Genomic DNA, 19,985 nt, shown 5'->3' on the forward strand with positions numbered 1-19,985 from the left:
TATAACATATTTGAAATGAAAATTCATAATTATCAAATTACTCATTCTTTTGTTTCTCGGCAAATTTTCCATTATTCTTTGAAAATACATAATTAATATCACACGTTGCACCGTTACGGTGCTTTGAAATAATCAAAAGTGTGTCATCCTCATATAATTTCTTTTCTTCTTCTGATAGTTGACTAAAATTATAATAACTCTCACGGTATAAAAACATTATCAAATCCGCATCCTGTTCTATTGCTCCCGAATCCCTTAGGTCAGACATCATCGGTCTTTTATCTTCCCTTTTTTCAACACTCCTTGATAGTTGGCTTAAACATACAATAGGAATATTAAGTTCACGAGCTATTTTTTTAAGTCCTTGTGAAATCTTTGATATTTCATTTTGTCGATTTTCAAATGATCTATTGTTGTCAGCACTATAAAGAGTTATAAGTTGTAAATAATCAATAAAACAAATTTCAATATCTTTTTCTCGTCTTGCTTTTCTTAATCTTGTTTGTATATCCAACAATGATAATCCCGGTGTGTCATCGATATATAAATCTGAATTTAAAATATGTTTTTGAGCATAAACTAATTTCTCAAAATTATTAATTATTTCTTCACCATATCCCGATTTTATTATATCCATTTTAACTGTTGATGCAGAACTTAGTAGACGTTGTGTTATTTGATCCTCAGGCATTTCTAATGAAAAAAATAATGCAGGGGATGATACCGAGGCGTTTAAAGCAAGGTTTAGTGCAAATGCTGTTTTACCCATACTTGGTCGGGCTGCAAGGATGATAAGATCACCTTTTTGAAATCCATTTGTGTTCTCATCGAGCACTCTAAACCCACTAGTGACCCCTGATAAACTCCCAGATGTTTTTGACCTTGACACAATTTTATCAATCAACCGTTCAATTGCAGAGTCAATTCTAACTATCTTTTCATCACGAAGTGATGTTCTTAATCCCAATATTTTTTGCTGTGCAAAACTCACCAGTTCCTCTGCAGATTCATATGACATTTTTTTAGTCTGTATTTCTTTTAATGTTAGATCTAATTTTTTCAACATAGAATTTTTAAAAATAAATTCCACTATATTAAGGTATGTATCATCACCAGAGTATGAATTATTAATTTCATTTATTTCCTTTAGAATTTTTTCAGAATTTTGTTCAACACTTAAAATATAATCAACAAGATTCTTAAAGGATATTTCAATATTTTTTATGTGCATAGTAAAAATATATTTATATATTTTTTTTGTGTCGCTAGAATAAAAATCATCTGTTCCCAATTTAGAGATTATTTCAGACTGAATATTTACTGAATTTAAAATAATCGATATTATTTCTCTCTCGGCTTCTGCATATAAATCAAACTGAATTGATTCATTATTATTTTTCATTTATATTTACCCTTAAAATAGTTTCAATATTATGCTCTAATTTTATTTTCAATTCATGGGTTCCTATATCTCTAATATTCTCGTGTTTAACAAACTTGCGCTTATCTATTTTTATATTGTATTCTTTTTCAAGTGTTTCACAAATCTGTGATAAACTAATGCTCCCTTGTGCTCTACCATTATGAAATTCTAATTTAAAAGATAGTTCAATAGATTCTATTTCCAAAGCAATTTTTCTAAAATTAGCAAACATTTCCTCCTTTTCAGCGATCTCTTCGCCTATAACATGTTTGAGATGTGCTATATTATCCTTGGTTGCTAAAATTGCAAATTTTTTAGGAATTAAATAATTTTTTGCATAACCATTCTCTACCTCAATAATGTCATTTTTTAGCCCATAATTTTTAATATCTTTAAGTAAAATAACTTTCATATTCATCACCTATTAAATTATACAATAAACAGATGAATAAATATCAATAACTTAAAATATTTATTTACTTTTCCTTTATTTTATATAAAAAAATGTATAAATACATTTTTTTATTACTACAGTGATTGGTGGTCTTTGTCAACAAATGGCAACAAAGCCATATTTCTCGCTCTTTTAATAGCAAGAGATAACATTCTTTGATGTTTTGGTGATGTACCAGTTGCTCTTCTTGGTAGTATTTGCCCATTTGTTGAAATAAATTTTCTAAGTAATTCAACATCTTTATAATCAATGTAATCTATTTTATTTTCAGCAAAAAAGTTTGGTTTTTTTCTTTTAACATATTTTTTCATTATTTCTCCTTTTTAATAATCTCATAAAATAGAGTCTTCATCTATTATTTTTGAAGATTCACTATCTTTTTTGTTTGTTTGTTGTTCATTAATAAAATCCTGACCTTCTTTTATATCCGATGAAGATTCACCAGGTCTTGATAAAAATTCAACTCTCTGGGCACTAACATTTACATTTGTAATGTATGTACCATCATCCTTTTTGTCATTTCTAATATTAATTGCCCCCTCAACAGATACTAACGACCCTTTAGAAACATACTTAGAAATATTTTCAGCAACATTATTCCATGCAACACAGGGAATAAATTGTGATTGTTTTTCACCATTGAAAAAACTATTTACAGCAACTGTAAAAAAAACATAATTTTTACCATTTGTAGTTTTCTTTAATTCAAGGTTCTTTGTCACTCTTCCAATTAAATTAACGCAATTCATAATTGTACCTACAATCTATATTATTCATTACTTGTTGGTTTAGTTTGTTTTGTTTCTAATGGTTTGGAATTAATTTTTTTTAATTCACCATCTTTAGAACTTTTTTCGTTGGTTCCAGATTTCAAATCATTTTCAAAATTTATTTCAAACCTTCTTGCTCCATCATAAGGTCTTCTAGGTTTAAAATTTTTGTTTTGGCGATCACGTTTTTCATCTCTAAATTTTGACATATCTGTTTTTGATAATTTTGTTGTTTGAATATATCTTTTTTCAGACTCTGTATTAATAACCATATTTCTAACAACATTTTTATCAATTCTACTTATACGTTCAAACTCTAAAATATTCTCCGGGTTTGTTTCAACAATATAAATATAGTAATAACCTTGTTTTTTGTGATTTATAACATAACTAAAATCCCTTAGACCTCAATCTGCACTTTCAATAATTTTTCCACCATTTAGTGTTAGCGGACTTTCAAGTTTGTTTATAATATCTTTTGTATTTTTTGTATCCTTATCCAGGATTATCATAATTTCGTATTTTCGCATTATTCTCCTCTTGGTCTTACGGCTCTACTGAGCAAGGAATTAATAATATTTATTATTAATTCATAAAAATATTATAAACTATTTTTAACATATATACCACCAAAAATAATTATATTGTGATGAAAGTTTACTTATAACCACAAATAAAATATTTTATTAAGAATTTTATCCCTTATTTGCAAATTGTAGAATAAAAAATCGACATTAAAAGTCGATTATATTTATTTATACTTATTACTATTAAGATTGTGAAATCTCATCTGATTTAACAAAATTTAGGTCATAAATTTTATTAACATAAATAGAATAATTATTTGGTGGGTCATCCTGATCGGTCTCGTGGTTTAATCTATCTATAGAAATATCATAAATATGAAATATACCATTATCAAAGGTGGGGATATAAAAAGTATGTCAATAAAGATCAATAAGACCATCTCTTGTTAAATTAAGGTCAAGATCACTTAATAAAGTATCTTTCTTATAACCATAACGAATTAAAGCGCGTCCAATTGCATCGTGATATGGACAGAAATTATCTTCATCTTCATCTACAATATTAAAAAAATAATTTAGGGCTTTAATATAATCACCAATATTATATGAGGAGAATTTTTGTACTTTTTGTTCCTTAAAAAGATTATTTGAATATTCATAAATATCTCATGAATTAATAATTGTTTTTTCTTCTCCTTTGGTATTGCCATATGTATTTCCGACAGCTTCACATACATTGTCAAGAGTATACTCTTTTCCGTGTAAATTAAGGTCTAATTTTTCATTTTCATATGATATACTCTTTTTGTTTTGATCAATTAATGATCTTTTTGCAACCTCCATCCCTATTCAAATACCACCTCCAAGTACAAAACCAAATGTGACAATTGATATAAGTATTCAGATGTGCTTATCCATATATTCCTTTCTATTTTAAATCTTTGGGAAAGGTTAATTTTAAGTTATCTTTTTCACCTTCTATTAAACAAATTTTGCTAGATGAATAATATTTTGTATATAGTTCTAATTCATCTTGCCAGTCAAACATTTTTTGAATATCTATTATTTTTCTAAAAACACTAACATTTATAAGTTGGGGTGTTTGAGTGATAAAATAATTATCTCTATTTATTGTTGAAATAGTATTATTATTTATCATTTTCAAACTATCACTAATTTTTAAATGTGGCACCACTATATCTCATATTGAAGAAGTTTTTTTCAGTAATCTAATAATTAAATCATCTGTAAAAAATGGTCGCGCAGCGTCGTGAATGAGCACAAAATCTGTATTGCTCATTTTAATTCCATTTGCCACAGACTCTCCTCTAGTTTTACCTCCAAGACAAAAAATAAGGCGTTTATCTTTTAACCTCTCCGCGTGAATTAAATTTATATTTTCTTTTGAGCATACTAAAATAATTTCATGTATGCATTTAAAATTTAAAAACTTTTTGATAACAGTCTCTAAAACTGTTAGGTTATTATCGAGTTTGACCAGTAATTTATTTTTTGTAAATCTAGTGGCCATTCCCGCTGCAACAACTATTACTCCTATACTATTTTCCATAATTAAAAAATATCCACATTGTTTTTTTTGCAAAAATCAGTAAATTTTTTTGATCAAACTGAATAATGAACTTCAGCAATATGTTGCTTTTCACAGATTAACATCAAAAATCTATTAACATCAAATCCAATGGAAATTGTAAGTGGTAACAAATTAGACTTTATTAAATAATTATATTCTGTGCTACTCTTTCAATTTTCCTTTAGCATCCTATTTTGTTCTTTCAGTTTTTCTGTCATAACTTGATAAGAGGAATAGGCGATGTCTACGGATTTCTCAATTGCCCAATTATAAACATACAATGTAGAATAGGATTCAAAATCAAATATATCTTCCGAAAATATTTGTGATCCATATTTACTGTTTATAAGTGGTACTATATGATTATACACTACAAAGTTACCATTTTCTCTACCAAAAAGGTTAATTCTTTCCTGAAATGTTGCAAGTGGGTACATTATTTTTAATTTTCTATGCGAAATAAAAATTAATTGCTGCGATAGATGGTTATTTTGAAGTTCATTATAATCATTTGAAAGTTTCATATCTATTTCATATAAAACAGAATAAAGCATTGTTAGAGTATCTAAATTTTTATCTTTTTCATATTTATCGGCAAATAATTCAATTCCTATTTCATCATAAACAACACTTGTAATATTATCAACTTCAACGTCACGTCGGATTGATTTAGAGTTAGTTAAAATTCCTTTGTTAACTTCATTAAACCCACCTTTCATAATAGATTCTCGACGTCATTTGTTATCTCTTTGCAAAACTTCGCCAAATATCTTCAGGCTCGGGATATCAAAATCAATAGGCCGGTAGCTATTATTAAAGTCGTCATTAAGTCATTTATTTTTTTCAGTAATCAATGGAGAGTGTATAAACTTAAGATCTCATTTATTCTTCAGCAAAACAAAAATTTCGCTATAAAACTTATCAATTAAATCATAGGTTTCTGCTAACGATAATTTTGATACATAACCAAGTTCAATTCCGTATTTCATATTTCTATCCTCTAGGTTTTAGTTGTGGAAATAAAATTACATCGCGAATTGATTCACAATTTGTGAGAAACATTACTAGTCTGTCTATTCCTATTCCTATTCCCACTGTGGGGGGCATACCATATTCTAATGCCTCAATGAAATCAATATCCATATCTGCCGCTTCTTCATTTCCAGATTTTTTTTCTTTTAATTGGTCGAGAAATCGTTCATATTGGTCTATAGGATTGTTTAACTCTGAAAATGCATTTGCATATTCTCTACCATTAATAAACAATTCAAATCTATCTGTAAATCTTGGATCACCCTTGTTACATTTAGATAATGGTGAGATTTCCTTTGGATGACCTATTACAAATGTCGGTTGAATTATTGTTGGCTCAACAAAATATTCAAAGAATAAATTGATTATATGTCCAACAGTTGAATGATGTTTCTCAAAATTAATGTTGTGTTTTTTTGCTAAGTCAATTGCTTGTCCATAGTCAATATTTTTTCAAAAATCAATGCCGGTTTTCTCTTTTATAGCATCAACCATGTGAACTCTATTAAATTTTTTGGATAAATCAAAATCAATACCTGCAAAATTAAGGTTTAAACTGCCGAGAGTAACTTTAGCACTCTCTCTAAATAATAATTCTGTTAAATCCATCATATAATAAAAATCTTTGTAGGCAATATAAATTTCTATCGATGTAAATTCAGGACTATGACGTGTATCGATTCCTTCATTTCTAAATAACCTTCCAATTTCATATACACCTTCGAAACCACCAACAATACATCTTTTAAGATATAGCTCAGTTGCAATTCTTAAATAAAAATCCTTATCTAAGGAGTTATAAAATGTAATAAATGGCTTCGCTGAAGCACCTCCATTTATTAAATTTAGGACCGGGGTTTCAACCTCAATACATCCCAACCCATCTAAAATTTTTTGTATAGTTCTTATAATTTTAAATCTCTTGATAAATACATTTTTTACATTTTCATCAACTATTAGATCTACATATCTTCTTCTGTACTTTTCTTCAACATCTGACAACCCATGATATTTATCTGGCAGAGGGCGCAAACTCTTTGATAAAAGTTTATATTTTTTAACTCTTAGGGTTAGCTCTCCATGATCTGTTTTCATCATTACACCCTCAAGACCTACTATATCTCCCAAATCTAAATCTCTAAAAAATACAAATTCATCAGCACCAAGTTCATCTTCCCTAACATAAATTTGAATTAATGATGACTCATCTTGAATATTTGCAAAAACAGCCTTTTTTCCAGCCTCTCGGAAAAATCTAATTCTTCCTGCGATCTTTATAATTGTGTCATTTTTATTTGAAAGTTCCTCTTTTGTAAATTTTTCAAACTTAACTATTAAATTTTCAATTTTTAAATTTTTTTCAAATTTTGTTTCCAAAAATGGGTCGCGGTTTTTCTCAATAAGTTTTTTATATTTATTTCTTCTTATAAGTTCTTGTTCACTAAACTTTCTGTTAGCCATTAATTAAATCCTACTTTCTAATATTAATTTCTAATAATTTAATAATATCATTTTTTGTTGAAACTTCCACAGCCTTTTGATTAATATCCTGTGATTTTAATTCTTTAGGAATATTCTTAAGGTACCAAACAATCTGTTTTCTCATTTCACGAACTCCTCGAAGCTCACCTTTTTCCTTTATTAATATACCTACATGTTTAACAATTATATCAATAACCTCTTTCGGAGTTGGTTTTTTAGTGTATTTTCCAGTTAATAAAAAAGTATCTATTTCTTGAAAAATTCATGGATTTCCTTGAGCTGCTCTAGCAATCATTATGGCATCGCAGTTTGTTTTCTCAAACATATCTTTTGCAGTTATCTCGTTGATAATATCACCATTACCAATGACAGGGATCTTGACACTATCCTTAACCTTTGATATTCAACTTCAATCGCTTTTTCCAGAAAAATATTGGCTTCGTGTTCTACCATGAATTGTTAGTGCGCTTGCTCCATTTTGCTCACATATTTTTGCAACCTCAACCACATTAATATTATTTACATCTCAACCAATTCTTAATTTAACGGTGACAGGTTTTGATGTGTTAATAACAACGCTTCGCACTATCTCTCCTATTTTGTTAGGGTCTTTTAATAATGATGCGCCAGCTTGGCTCCTTTCCGCCACTTTAGGGGCCGGACAACCCATATTAATATCTATAATATCACACTCACAATTTTGCTCAACATACTGCGTTGCTTTTACATATGATGATAAATTATTACCAAATATTTGCATTGAAAGGGGTCTTTCATATTTATCAACTTTTAACATATTTAATGATTTTTCATTTTTATGAACTATTCCATCTATGCTAACCATTTCAGCACAAACAAGCCCAACGCCAAAATCCTTGCAAATTCTTCTGAATGCAAGGTCTGTAACACCAGCCATTGGCGCTAGGATAAGATTGTTAGAAATTTCGATGTGTCCTATTTTAAATTTTTTCATTTATATTATATTATACAAAATATTTAATTATGCTCAATCAATCTCTGAAGGTCTTTTAGGGTTTGGATTTTCTTTAATAAAATCAATTAAACCATTTTTAACGTGTATAACAGTATCTGCAACCTCAGCTATGTTAGAGTTATGTGTTACAACAATTACAGTTGTTTTAAATTTTTTATTCACATCAATTAAAATTTCTAAAACTTTTCTGCCCATTTCTTCATCAAGAGCACCTGTTGGTTCATCTCCAAATAAAATTTCAGGATTTTTTGCAAGGGCTCTAGCAATAGACACACGTTGCTGCTGTCCACCAGACATTTGATGGGGATATTTGTTTATTTGTTCTGACATTCCAATTGTCTCAAATATTTCCTCGATTGATAATCTGTTTTCTTTATTTGAACATAGATTTTCCCCTACCTCTGCGTTTTCTCTTGAGGTAAGATTAGATAATAAATTATATTGTTGAAAAATGAAACCAATATTATTTCGTCTAAATAATGTGAGGTGAGAATCCTTTAAAAGTGATAAATTATGTCCTACTACATATACATCTCCATCACTAACTTCATCTAAACCAGATATTGTGTTAAGCAAAGTTGTTTTACCACTCCCTGATGGTCCCAAAATTACAACAAATTTTGATCTTTTAATTTTTAAGTCAATGCCCTTTAAAACTGGTGTAACAATATTCCCTGTTAGGTATATTTTTTTAACATCTACAAGTTCAATTGCGTATTCATCGGTATTGGGAAAAACATTTTTTGTAGATATAATATCACCATCTAAAATTTGTTTTGAATATTTAGATCTTAACTTCTTTTTTTCCCTAAGATTTATTTTAAAGGATTTTGCATTCTCAATATTAATGTTTTTAGACTCGATTGTAAAAATATTTTTCTCATGAACTTCCTCATCAATTTCTCTATTTACATGCACTTTTTTTTCTCTAACTTTATTGACTTTAATTGTATCGTTCAAATTTTTATTATTTGTTTTTATATCTTTCATAATCCTATCTTTTCCCTTCATTTTAGCTGCTCTTTTCATCTATAATTTCTTTTACAGTAACAATATATTTTTTCATACAAAAGTCACACAATATTTCCAAATCCTCATTTTTATTTTTTATATCTTCTATTTGGTCTTCACCAAGCAAGAATATAGCATTTTTTGCATTTTCTTTTGAACAAGAACAAGAAAATCTGATTCCTCCTATCTCTAAAATTTTTGCATCTTCAATAAGTAATTTGATAATTTCTTTGACATCCCCACTGGATATCTTTTTTTGAAGTTTTTCAATAGATCCAAACTTATCCTCAAGTTCTTCAATAGTTTCTTCAGCGATTAATGGAAGTATTTGAATCGCTATACCTCTTGCCGACGCGATGATATTGTTACTATTAATATCCACATTAGAACAAAGAAATGTTTTTATTTGGTCACTCTTTGACATTGTATACATAAAATTAACATCTATTGAGTTTGAAATTATTTCCACATTGGATGTAAAAGGGGATTGTTTTTTTCTTTTCCTCGTTACTTGTAATATCCCAGAAACCCCGATAGCTTGACTATCTTTATCTAATTCACTTTTTAAATCAAATTGTTCTATTTTAAAATCTGGGTTTTGACAATATCCACGTATAAAATCATCATTATATTCACCAATAACATGCCCCATTAAACCATCACCCTTATATGACGTTGCTATTTTTGTATCTTTATCCTTTAAATTCAAACCAAGCAAGCAAGTGTCAATCACGACCTTAGATAATTGCTTAGTTGCATAAACATTAGTTTTTTGGAGCCTACATATCTCGGATAAACTCTCAGTGATATCTACAAAAGAAATTTTAACGTTGTACTTGTCACTAATAGCCCTATATTTTCTATCCATAAAACAATTCCTTACTTATTTATTATCCATATAATTTTACTTTATTTTTGGAGTTATTTTATTTTTTTAGTTGGATTATACTTATTTTTAAGATAAAAAAGTAACATTTGTATGTCGGGAGGGTTTACACCCCTTACTCGCGCTGCTTGTGCTATTGATATTGGTCTTACCTTAGAGAGGTATATTTTTGCTTCATTTGCAATGTTATCAACATGCTCATAGTCAATATCATGTGGAATTAATTTAGACTCTTGTTTTAACATTTTATTGATATTATTTTGTTCTTGTTTAAGATAACCTTCAAATCTAACAATTATATATAATTCAATTTTTTGTTTTTCCGAAAGTTTTGATAGCTCCTTATAAAAATTAAAAACTAAATCTTTATCAATCCTTGGTTGTTTTAACAAATCATAAAGGGACACAGAGGACAAAAGCACTATATCGCTATTATTCTTAAGATAATTATAAAAAATTGAATTTATTAACACTTTTGTGTTTTTTAGGAATAGAATAGCTTTTTCTATTTCATTTTCATAATCTTTATATGAAATAAAATCTCTTTCATTTATAAGGCCTATTTCGTAACCATATTTTTTTAATCTTTTTTCAGCATTATCATTTCTCAAGTGTAATCTGTATTCTGCCCTACTAGTTAAGAGTCTGTAAGGTTCATCAACACCTTTATTGACTAAATCATCAATCATAAGACCGATATATGATTCGCTACGTTTTAATATCAATGGTTCTTTATTTTTAATAAGAAGGCTTGCATTAATCCCTGCCATTAGTCCTTGTCCAGCTGCCTCTTCATATCCACTAGTTCCATTAATTTGTCCAGCAAAAAAAAGGTTCCTTATTTTTTTCAATGAGAGTGAAAGATCTAATTGCATAGGATCTATACAGTCATATTCAATTGCATAAGCTCATTTATCAATAATAACGGATTCAAATCCTGGTAATGATTTTAACATTTTTTCTTGAATATTTATTGGCATTGAGGTTGATAAACCCTGAACATAAAAGGTATCTAATTCTAATGATTCTGGCTCTAGAAAAATTTGATGAGAATCTTTATCTTTAAATCTTACAATTTTATCCTCAAAGCTAGGACAATATCTTGGTCCAATTGATGATATTTTTCCAGAATACATAGCTGATTTATTTAAATTATTCTCTATTATTTTTTTTGTTTCCAATGTTGAGCGAATTAAATAGCAAGGTTGTTGCTGACCAAAGGGGATAGATTTTTTTGTTTTAGACGAAAACGCAAGCTCCATATCAGTTCCAGGCTCTAATGTAGCCTTAGAAAGATCTATTGAATTTTTTTTAACTCTTGGGGGTGTCCCGGTTTTAAACCTTAATGTTTTAATATTATTGTTGTCTAAAAACAATTTTACACGATCAGATGTAATTTCATTACTGGGGCCTTCGTTCTTTTTTATATCTCCCATTAACACAACACTGGATGAGTATGTCCCAATTGTAAATATTACAGCTTTTGTTTTTAGTATTTTTCCAGATACAAGTAATACCGATGTTACTTCCATATTGCTAATTTGACAATCAAAAAAACCATCAACAATAAAATCAATGTTTTTTTGATTAATGATCACATCTTTCATATATTTAGAATACATTAACTTATCAATTTGTGCCCTTATTGCTCATACGCCCGGACCTTTTGAAGAGTTTAATAATTTTAATTGGATTGCACACGCATCTGCACTTACTCCCATTTGGCCACCCAAGGCATCAATTTCACGAACAACTATTCCTTTTGCGGGGCCTCCAATACTTGGATTACACGGCATTGTAGAAACTTTATCGTGATAGAAATTAACTAAGGCAATTTTTAAACCAAGTCTCGCGGAAGCTAGCGCTGCTTCAACTCCCGCGTGTCCGGCACCAATTACAACGACATCATATTCCATTTAATACCTCTATTTGATTCTATTAAAAATAATAAATTTTTCCTTAATTTTATTAAATGTTACATCTTGATTAAAAATATTTTCAATTGTCACATCCTCATTTACGCCCATTTGTTCAGAAATAATAACAGATGATTTAACAAGAATTGGCCTAAGCATGATATTTAAAGCTATTATTCCATATTGTAGTTCATATAAAAAATTATTTAATTCATCTAATTTATTTTGTTTTTTTAATATTCATGGTTGAACTTCCTCAATATATTTATTACATATATTTCCAAGTTCTAGGGCTGTTTTTGTAGCATTTGCTATTTCATATTCATTCATTTGTTCTACATACTTTTCATAGATTTTCTTTATTGTATTAAAAATGAAAAAGTTGGATATGTCAACTTTATTCAATATTCCACCAAAATTTATTATAATCATATTAGATACCCTTGAAATCAAATTACCAAAATTATTTGCTAAATTTAAATTATAGGACTCAATTATTGCTTCAGTTGTAATATCCCCATCAATATTATAAGGTAAGTTGTGAACAACATAGAATCTAATAGTATCAGAGCTAAATTCATTTAATAACTCAATTGGGTCAATAACATTTCCGATTGATTTTGACATTTTTAACCCTTTTGAAAGAATCCAACTATGTGATAATATTTTTGTTGGCATTCTTAAACCACAACCCTTTAAAATTACTGGTCAGTAAATTGTAAAAAAACGTGTTATTTCCTTGCCAACAATATGCAATATTTCTGTGTCATCTCCCCAAAATTTATTCATTAGTTTATTATTTTTTTGTAAATAGCCTAGTGCAGAAATATAATTAGATAAAGCATCAATTCAAACATAAATAATATGTTCTGGATTTTCAATTGTTTTAACGCCTCAAGTAAAACTAACTCTTGTTATAGACAAATCCTCTAGATTATTGTCAACAAAACTATTGATCATCTCATTTCTTCTGGAAATAGGAATTATAAAATCAGATGAAATTAATTCCTTTAGAAATTTTTTGAATTGTGAAACCTTTAACATATATGTTTCTTCTTCGGTGATTGTAGGTATATTCTTACAAGTTGGACAAACTCCATCAGATATTTGTGATTGTGTTAAAAATTCTTCGCAACTTACACAATACATACCCTTGTACTTTGATAGATAAATTAATCCTTTATTGTATAACATAGTAAAAATCTTTTGAATTGTATACTGATGATCTTCATCTGTTGTTCTCATAAATTTTGAATAATCAATATCCATATCAATTCATAATTTTTTAAACTTAACAACAAGCTTATCAACATATTCCTTTGGTTCAACGCTGGCTTCCCTTGCTTTTTTTTCAATTTTCTGTCCGTGTTCATCCGATCCTGTAACAAAAAATGTTTCGTATCCTTGTTCTTTTTTAAAACGACATAAAATATCTGCCATAACCGTTGTATAAACATGTCCTATATGTAAATCGCCACTGGGATAATAAATAGGTGTGGTTACATAAAATGTTTTTTTCTTCATTTTAATCCATTCTAATTGTTTTCATTCATAATATTTTCAAAAGACACATTATTAATAAATTTTTCTATTCCATTAATTGATTTCTGAAAAGTTTTTTCTAAAATTTTAAGCTCTGAATCATTAAAATTAGAAAGAACTCAATCCACTATTAAATAGTCTTTATTTGGTGGCATCCCGATTCCAACTCGTAATCTACTAAATTCAAGGGTTCTTAAATTTGTGCAAATATTTTTTATACCATTATGACCACCGCTTGACCCTTTGTTTCTTCATTTTACAATGCCCAGCTCAAAATCCTTATCGTCATAAATTATTAAAATATTGGATATTTCAATTTTATAAAAATCAACAACCTGTCTTACACATTCACCAGAAAGGTTCATAAATTTCATTGGTTTTAAAAAAATAATTTTTTCACCATTTATAATAGATTTGTATACCTCGCCATCAAACTTAGCATCCTTTTTATCATACTTAAAATGTTCCAATAATTTATCAATAAAGATAAACCCTGCATTATGTCTTGTATTTGTATATTTGATGCCAGGGTTACCTAAACCAACAATTAATTTCATTATTTTTTTCCTTTTTTATAATTCAAATATAAGGACTTGATTTTCTTCTTATGATTTTGAAATATAATTGAAAGTGACACAGACAATACTGTGGCCTCAATGATTTCAGCCATCAAACTTCCTATTGAGACAATTTTTAGACCATCAAATTTAGATTCTTCTGGGAGTTCGAATGTATTTGAGACTACAATACCTTCAATAATTTTTTCATTTATACATTTCAAAAATTTTTCCTTAGCTTGTCCGTTAAATAATCCATGGCATGCATAAATGTAAACTTTTTTTGCCCCGTCAGCCTTTAGAGCTTTTGCTGCGTTAATTATTGTTCCCCCTGTATCAATCATATCATCATAAAGAAAACAAATTTTATTCTTAACATCACCAAGAACAAATTCCACCTCTGATTTATTGGGTTCTGGTCTTCTCTTAGCAACAGCTGCAACACCTGTAGTAAATCCTTGTAAATTATTGGCTAAACTATGCACTCTAGAAAGCCCACCTTGGTCAGGCGAAACCAAAACACACTCATTTACATCATAGTTATTTCTTATTATTTCCACCGCAATCTCATCTGCCATTATTAAAGATGATGAAATATTATCAACAGGTATATCAAAAAATCCCATTGTTTGAGCGGAGTGTAAATCAAAGATAATTACTCTGTCAGCTCCAGCCTCTTGAATAAGATTTGCAACTAACTTCGCAGTTATTGGTTGTCTACCTTCAGATTTTCGATCTTGCCTTGCATATCCAAAATATGGTATAACAACATTTATTTTTGATGTGCTTGCTCTTTTAAATGCATCAAGCGCAATTAACAATTCCATTAGGTTTTCATTTACAGGTTTTCCGGTGGATTGTATTACAAAAACTTCTTTTTGCCTAACAGAATCTTTTGCCTGAACTAATATTTCACCATCTGCAAATCGGGTTGTCTTGGCTATATGTTGCTCTATTTCTAAATTTCTACAAACCTCATTAGTAAGCCCTTGTGAGGCGCTTAATCCAAAAATATTGTATTCATTTTTTTTAATCATTTTACAAATCAACTCCTATTATATTTTAAATCAAGTTAATACAAAATATAAACATAATTGGTATTTTATTTAATAAATTAAATTTTTTTTTCAATCAAAGCTCTTTTTACCAATGTAGAACCACTTCCAGAAAAAACCCATTCTATTGGGTTATAGTATTCTTTTAGTTTTGGGTACAACTTTATAATGGCGGGTGTTAACATATTGATCTCGTTGTTTTTAATTCACATCTTATTAATTTTATATATTTTGAAAACATCTTTTGTAACACACTGTACTGGTGGAAAAAGCAAATCACTCTTAGAAATTTTAATTGAATCATTTGATATTTTTACTTTATTTCCAATCTTAGAAACTAAGGCACACTCATATCCGGAAAAAAAGAAATAACAATCTGAACCAACAACATTACAAACCTTCTTTTGTATTTTTTTTATTAATTTATTTTTTTTATTTTTTAAGAAAAAATTTGTTATTTGAACACAAATTGAACTAAAACCACCTAATCCGGAGTATGTTGGAATTTCTTTGTTTATTTCAATTCGATATTTGCTATTCAATAGTTTATATTTATTTAATATTTTAAACACTTTTTCAATAGGATTATCATTAATTAATTTAATATTTGAAAAAAATTGATTTTCATTTTCATTGATTTTCTGAATCGTTATAGTGTCATACAAATTATCGACAATTTGAAATTTAGAATCAATTCGATGTAATTTTGAAAAAAAACTTTTTTTCTTAACCTTTAAATATAAATTTATTTTTGCATACGCTTTTAATTTTTCCATATTTTCCTCTACTTTTGACTAATTAAACTATTATATATCATTATATATTTATCCACTGATAATTCATTTGGTCGCAATTGATGATTAATGCTTAGTGTTTCTAACATGACATGTGGATTAACAATTTCAGGGTATGTATTTCTTAAATTGTTTAAAATTGTTTTTCTTTTTCCATTGAATAATTTTCTAACCATTTTTATAATATTATTTTGATCAAATGATTTATATTTACAATTTACAAAATCAAAACTAATTATACACGAATCAACTTTTGGTATTGGAAAAAACATGTTTCTTTTAACTGTAAATTTATATGTTGGGTTTGAAAAAAGATTACATGCCACCGATAGGTTATTGTATTTTTTTTCACCGACCTTAGCACATATTCTCTCACCAACTTCTTTTTGAACCATAAGAACAACATCTTTTATATTAAAAGTTTTTGACATTTCAAACAAACGAAAAATAATTTGTGATGTTAAATAATATGGTGTATTTGATATAAAGGCTATCTTATCACTTTTATTAATGTACTTCTCAAAGTCTATTTCTAAGAAGTTGCCCCAAACAATATTTAGTTTTTTATTATTTATATGATTAAGTATATCTTCAAAATCTTTATCAATTTCAATTGCTATAACCTTATTAAATTTATCAACCAATAATCTTGTTAATGCACCTTTGCCAGGACCAATTTCAATAACATAATCATAATTATTATTTAAGGTGCTAACAATTTTTTTAATTAAATTAGAATCTGTTATAAAATTCTGACCAAATCTCTTTTTAGCAAATTTATTCATTGTTTAAAATTTCCTCAATGTTTTCTACCTTTAAACCCATATAATTAATATATTTAAAAAGTACTTTTGAGCTGATTTTGCAGTTTCACGAAAATTTTTTTGCAATTTTAACCCTGTTCTTTTTAAGATAAAAATTATTTTCTAAATATTCATCTCACGTCATAGTATTTATGGAATTACTTAATTTGATAACTTTCGAAAGACTTTTTTTTATTTCTTCCTCCTCAGCTTCAGCAATTCCTTTTTTGTTTGGATTGGAAATTAAATTTCTATCTATAAAGGCGTTATAACAATCGTTATCGAGATAATCATTAATTATTTTTCTTATTCTATTTCCCCCATTATCTGGGTCTGTAAAAACTATAATCATTGAATTCATACTTAAATGTTTTATCTCTGATAATAGTTGTTTACCTATATTAAATCCATTCGTTACAATTATATTAATATCATTAAAAATTGACCTTAATTTAGCCTCATCCGATTTACCCTCGACAATAATTATTTTATTATTTTTCATATAAATATCCCTAAAATTATTTGTTTTTTGTACTATTTTATTGTATAATATTTAAGAAGGTTTTTAAAATAAAAATAGGAGGAAATAAAAAATGGCATCATGAGACCGTAGAAGAGAATTTGTTGCACTAGATTTAGGAACATCAAATGTTGTTGCTTACTTGGGTGGACAAGGAATTATATATAATGAACCGTCAACAATGGCGTACGACGTTAACACTAACTCAGTTATTGCAAATGGAGAACAGGCGTATGAAATGATTGGTAAAACAAACGATGAAGTACGTATGGTTGTTCCATTGGTAGATGGAGTTATTGCTGATTTAGACGCTGCAAAAGACCTGATAAAAATCATCTTTTCAAGAATCAAATTATCTGATATCTTAAAAAATGCTTTAGTTGTTTTGGCTTGTCCATCAGGGGTTACAGAACTTGAAAGAGGAGCTTTAAAACAAGTTGTTATTGATATGGGAGCTAGAAAGGTTTTAGTTGAAGAAGAAGTTAAATTATCTGCAATCGGAGCTGGTATAAATATCGCGATAGCAAGTGGACACTTAGTTATTGATATTGGTGGTGGAACTACTGATATAGCTATTATTTCTGCAGGTGATATTGTTATTTCAAGATCAATAAAAACAGCTGGTAATCATTTTGATGAGGAAATAAGAAAATATATTCGTGCAGAATATAATGTTTTAATTGGTATCAAAACGGCTGAAAAAATAAAAATTGAAATTGGAGCATTGACAAAAATTGACAATGGTAGAACTTACCGCGCATTTGGTAGAGATGTAATTTCTGGTTTACCAAGAGAGGTGGTTATTTCACCAGATGAAGTGAAAAATGCATTATTGGCACCATTTTCTAAAATTACAGACCTAATAGTTGAGGTTATGGAAAATACACCCGCTGAATTAGCTGGTGACATAATAAGAAATGGTATAACTATTTGTGGAGGTGGAGCACTAATTAGAGGTATAGACACATACTTTGAATCAATCTTCCAACTAAAAGTAACAAAAGCTCAAGAGGCATTGTTAACTGTTATTGAAGGTACTAAGGAGTACGAAAAACAAATAGATAAATGAATTCAAGTTGTTGATTTCCGCGATCAAAAACAATTTAAAATGAATTAATAATTTTTTATTAAAAAAGCGCAAAAGCGTTTTTTTTTAGAAAAATTGACCTTAAAACTACTAAGTTATATTATATCAATGTAAGTTTTTGTGTAAGCGATGTATAAATTTTGGTATACGAACTCTCATAAGAATATATACTATTAGTTTCAATACTTATTTTTAATATGGCAATAATTTTAATTATTAGCTATTTTTTAAAAGTTTTAAATTAATTTAAAACTTTGTGTATATAATAATTTAGCATAAGGGAAGCTAAGTGTACTGAATTACACTTAGTTTTTTTTCATTTTACTAATTATATTATAATTTATTTCTTTCATGAAATTTCAATGTTTTATGAACTTCTCAAATGTATTTAAGAAATGATTAAGATTTTTAAATTTGTCTTCAAATGATTTTATGAATTTTTGTTTTATTCAACCATTTAAGCTTTCTGTTGGAGAGTTGTGTTTGAACCCTTTTTCAGACATTGAATGTGTAATTTTTTTGTTACCCTTCACAAAATTAAAAATATTTTAATTTGCAAAAGCGCTGCCGCGATCTGATTGAATTATTAATTTTTTATTATTATTATTTGCGAATGTTGATATATTTTCAAAAATATTAATTACACTATTACTATTTTCATTCTTATCAAATTTATAAGCAAGAACTTTCTGGTTTTCCCATATATAAGATATTAAACAATTTAATTTTTTATGTGAGTTTTTATCCTCTAAGAAAATCTTCATGTTTGTTCCATCAACACCAATTACATTTGGTGTTTTATAATTCATTTTTACTAAATCATCATTAACAAATTTGTTATGTTTTTTTAATAAATGATGTTTCTTTTTTTTCTTAAAGAGCATAGAGGAAGATAAGTGTACTAAAGGATAAAACCTCCAGTTTTTTATAAAGGAGAAAATAATGAAAAATAAGCATTATGATAAAAATATTAAAAAAAATGTGGTAGAAAGATTTAAAAATGGTGAAAGTGCAAAAATGTTAGCGAATGAACTAAATATATATTCTGGTCCTCAGCTGGTATATATTTGAGCAAAAAGGAAAAATTTTGTTATCCTAAAGATAAGGTAAATTGTAAGGAGAATAAAATTATAGCAAAAAAGTTAAAAGATGTTGTTGATCAAGGACAATTAAAATTAAAGAATAAAGAAATAAAATAATTAAAAAAGGAAAATGAAAGACTAAAAAACAAGTAGACAAATCATGACTAGATAACTTATTATTAAAAGGAAAATATGAAGTATTGGGAAAGTCCACGCCTTCTTGCACAAGCACGGTGATGATGAATTTGATGAGGATGAGTAAGAAGGATAAAATTAATATACAAAAATCAAAAATTTATAAACATTACTCATGTTCACAAATATATTTATATGTAGCAAATTTTAATTTAAACACAAATTATTTGATTAAATATTTCAATATTAGTAGAACAACCTACTACAGATTTAAATCAAAATTTAATCTTCTTTCCCCTGTAGATATATTTAAGAATAATCTTC

General features: G+C 27.9%; 23 protein-coding genes. 2 read left to right on the forward strand and 21 right to left on the reverse strand.

The annotated features are described in order from the left end of the window. Positions 1-37: 37 nt before the first annotated feature. The 19 genes from dnaB to rnmV form a co-directional block, all read right to left on the reverse strand. Positions 38-1,402 carry a replicative DNA helicase gene (dnaB, locus tag AAHM97_RS05120; RefSeq protein WP_342268873.1) on the reverse strand — a complete coding sequence of 455 codons (1,365 nt, stop codon included), beginning with the start codon at positions 1,400-1,402 and terminating at the stop codon, positions 38-40. Next, the gene (gene rplI / locus AAHM97_RS05125) at positions 1,392-1,835 is read right to left on the reverse strand and encodes a 50S ribosomal protein L9 (protein WP_342268874.1); all 444 of its coding nucleotides are present in this window, start codon (positions 1,833-1,835) and stop codon (positions 1,392-1,394) included. Before rplI ends, dnaB begins: the two co-directional genes overlap by 11 nt. A 116-nt stretch (positions 1,836-1,951) precedes the next feature. Beyond that, on the reverse strand, positions 1,952-2,188 hold the full coding sequence (gene rpsR, locus AAHM97_RS05130) for a 30S ribosomal protein S18 (RefSeq protein WP_342268875.1): 237 nt from the start codon (positions 2,186-2,188) through the stop codon (positions 1,952-1,954). Positions 2,189-2,200: 12 nt separating this feature from the next. Next, on the reverse strand, positions 2,201-2,626 hold the full coding sequence (locus AAHM97_RS05135; protein ID WP_342268876.1) for a single-stranded DNA-binding protein: 426 nt from the start codon (positions 2,624-2,626) through the stop codon (positions 2,201-2,203). Positions 2,627-2,646: 20 nt separating this feature from the next. Beyond that, positions 2,647-3,177, reverse strand: coding sequence for a 30S ribosomal protein S6 (gene rpsF / locus AAHM97_RS05140; RefSeq protein ID WP_342268877.1), 531 nt, complete (start codon positions 3,175-3,177; stop codon positions 2,647-2,649). A 240-nt stretch (positions 3,178-3,417) separates the two neighbouring features. Next, a complete protein-coding gene (locus tag AAHM97_RS05145; RefSeq protein ID WP_342268878.1) occupies positions 3,418-4,092 on the reverse strand; it encodes a hypothetical protein in 675 nt (224 codons plus the stop codon). A 10-nt stretch (positions 4,093-4,102) separates the two neighbouring features. Beyond that, positions 4,103-4,744, reverse strand: a complete 642-nt coding sequence (locus tag AAHM97_RS05150; RefSeq protein WP_342268879.1) for a 2-C-methyl-D-erythritol 4-phosphate cytidylyltransferase — start codon at positions 4,742-4,744, stop codon at positions 4,103-4,105. A 2-nt stretch (positions 4,745-4,746) separates the two neighbouring features. Next, on the reverse strand, positions 4,747-5,754 hold the full coding sequence (locus tag AAHM97_RS05155; protein ID WP_342268880.1) for a hypothetical protein: 1,008 nt from the start codon (positions 5,752-5,754) through the stop codon (positions 4,747-4,749). A 4-nt stretch (positions 5,755-5,758) separates the two neighbouring features. Further along, positions 5,759-7,261, reverse strand: a complete 1,503-nt coding sequence (gene lysS, locus AAHM97_RS05160; RefSeq protein ID WP_425288840.1) for a lysine--tRNA ligase — start codon at positions 7,259-7,261, stop codon at positions 5,759-5,761. Positions 7,262-7,268: 7 nt separating this feature from the next. Further along, positions 7,269-8,252: a tRNA dihydrouridine synthase DusB gene (dusB, locus tag AAHM97_RS05165; protein WP_342268882.1), complete on the reverse strand. Its 984-nt coding sequence runs from the start codon at positions 8,250-8,252 to the stop codon at positions 7,269-7,271. 27 nt (positions 8,253-8,279) lie between these two features. Continuing rightward, entirely contained in the window at positions 8,280-9,284 is a 1,005-nt protein-coding gene (locus AAHM97_RS05170; protein WP_342268883.1) for an ABC transporter ATP-binding protein, read from the reverse strand. A 1-nt stretch (position 9,285) separates the two neighbouring features. Continuing rightward, entirely contained in the window at positions 9,286-10,152 is an 867-nt protein-coding gene (locus AAHM97_RS05175; protein ID WP_342268884.1) for an Hsp33 family molecular chaperone HslO, read from the reverse strand. A gap of 53 nt (positions 10,153-10,205) precedes the next feature. Next, positions 10,206-12,086 (reverse strand): tRNA uridine-5-carboxymethylaminomethyl(34) synthesis enzyme MnmG, encoded by a 1,881-nt coding sequence (mnmG, locus tag AAHM97_RS05180; RefSeq protein WP_342268885.1) that lies wholly within the window; start codon positions 12,084-12,086, stop codon positions 10,206-10,208. A 9-nt stretch (positions 12,087-12,095) separates the two neighbouring features. Then, positions 12,096-13,610 (reverse strand): methionine--tRNA ligase, encoded by a 1,515-nt coding sequence (gene metG, locus AAHM97_RS05185; RefSeq protein ID WP_342268886.1) that lies wholly within the window; start codon positions 13,608-13,610, stop codon positions 12,096-12,098. A gap of 11 nt (positions 13,611-13,621) precedes the next feature. After that, complete coding sequence (pth, locus tag AAHM97_RS05190) at positions 13,622-14,185, reverse strand: aminoacyl-tRNA hydrolase (protein ID WP_342268887.1); 564 nt, start codon at positions 14,183-14,185, stop codon at positions 13,622-13,624. Further along, entirely contained in the window at positions 14,185-15,222 is a 1,038-nt protein-coding gene (locus AAHM97_RS05195; protein ID WP_342268888.1) for a ribose-phosphate diphosphokinase, read from the reverse strand. Before AAHM97_RS05195 ends, pth begins: the two co-directional genes overlap by 1 nt. A 77-nt stretch (positions 15,223-15,299) precedes the next feature. Further along, positions 15,300-16,016 (reverse strand): hypothetical protein, encoded by a 717-nt coding sequence (locus AAHM97_RS05200; RefSeq protein WP_342268889.1) that lies wholly within the window; start codon positions 16,014-16,016, stop codon positions 15,300-15,302. Between the two features lie 8 nt (positions 16,017-16,024). Then, complete coding sequence (gene rsmA / locus AAHM97_RS05205) at positions 16,025-16,819, reverse strand: 16S rRNA (adenine(1518)-N(6)/adenine(1519)-N(6))-dimethyltransferase RsmA (RefSeq protein WP_342268890.1); 795 nt, start codon at positions 16,817-16,819, stop codon at positions 16,025-16,027. After that, positions 16,812-17,339: a ribonuclease M5 gene (gene rnmV, locus AAHM97_RS05210; RefSeq protein WP_342268891.1), complete on the reverse strand. Its 528-nt coding sequence runs from the start codon at positions 17,337-17,339 to the stop codon at positions 16,812-16,814. Before rnmV ends, rsmA begins: the two co-directional genes overlap by 8 nt. A gap of 91 nt (positions 17,340-17,430) precedes the next feature. Between rnmV and AAHM97_RS05215 the strand changes: the two genes are divergently transcribed. After that, positions 17,431-18,474: a rod shape-determining protein gene (locus tag AAHM97_RS05215; protein ID WP_342268892.1), complete on the forward strand. Its 1,044-nt coding sequence runs from the start codon at positions 17,431-17,433 to the stop codon at positions 18,472-18,474. Positions 18,475-18,749: 275 nt separating this feature from the next. Here the strand turns inward: AAHM97_RS05215 and AAHM97_RS05220 are convergent, their stop codons facing one another. Both AAHM97_RS05220 and AAHM97_RS05225 read right to left on the reverse strand, forming a co-directional pair. Further along, complete coding sequence (locus tag AAHM97_RS05220; RefSeq protein ID WP_342268893.1) at positions 18,750-18,977, reverse strand: hypothetical protein; 228 nt, start codon at positions 18,975-18,977, stop codon at positions 18,750-18,752. 15 nt (positions 18,978-18,992) lie between these two features. Beyond that, positions 18,993-19,253, reverse strand: coding sequence for a hypothetical protein (locus AAHM97_RS05225; protein WP_342268894.1), 261 nt, complete (start codon positions 19,251-19,253; stop codon positions 18,993-18,995). A gap of 133 nt (positions 19,254-19,386) precedes the next feature. Between AAHM97_RS05225 and AAHM97_RS05230 the strand changes: the two genes are divergently transcribed. Further along, positions 19,387-19,554 (forward strand): hypothetical protein, encoded by a 168-nt coding sequence (locus AAHM97_RS05230; protein WP_342268895.1) that lies wholly within the window; start codon positions 19,387-19,389, stop codon positions 19,552-19,554. Positions 19,555-19,985 lie beyond the last annotated feature (431 nt).

Source organism: Spiroplasma endosymbiont of Aspidapion aeneum (assembly GCF_964031045.1).
Taxonomy (GTDB): domain Bacteria; phylum Bacillota_I; class Bacilli_A; order Mycoplasmatales; family Mycoplasmataceae.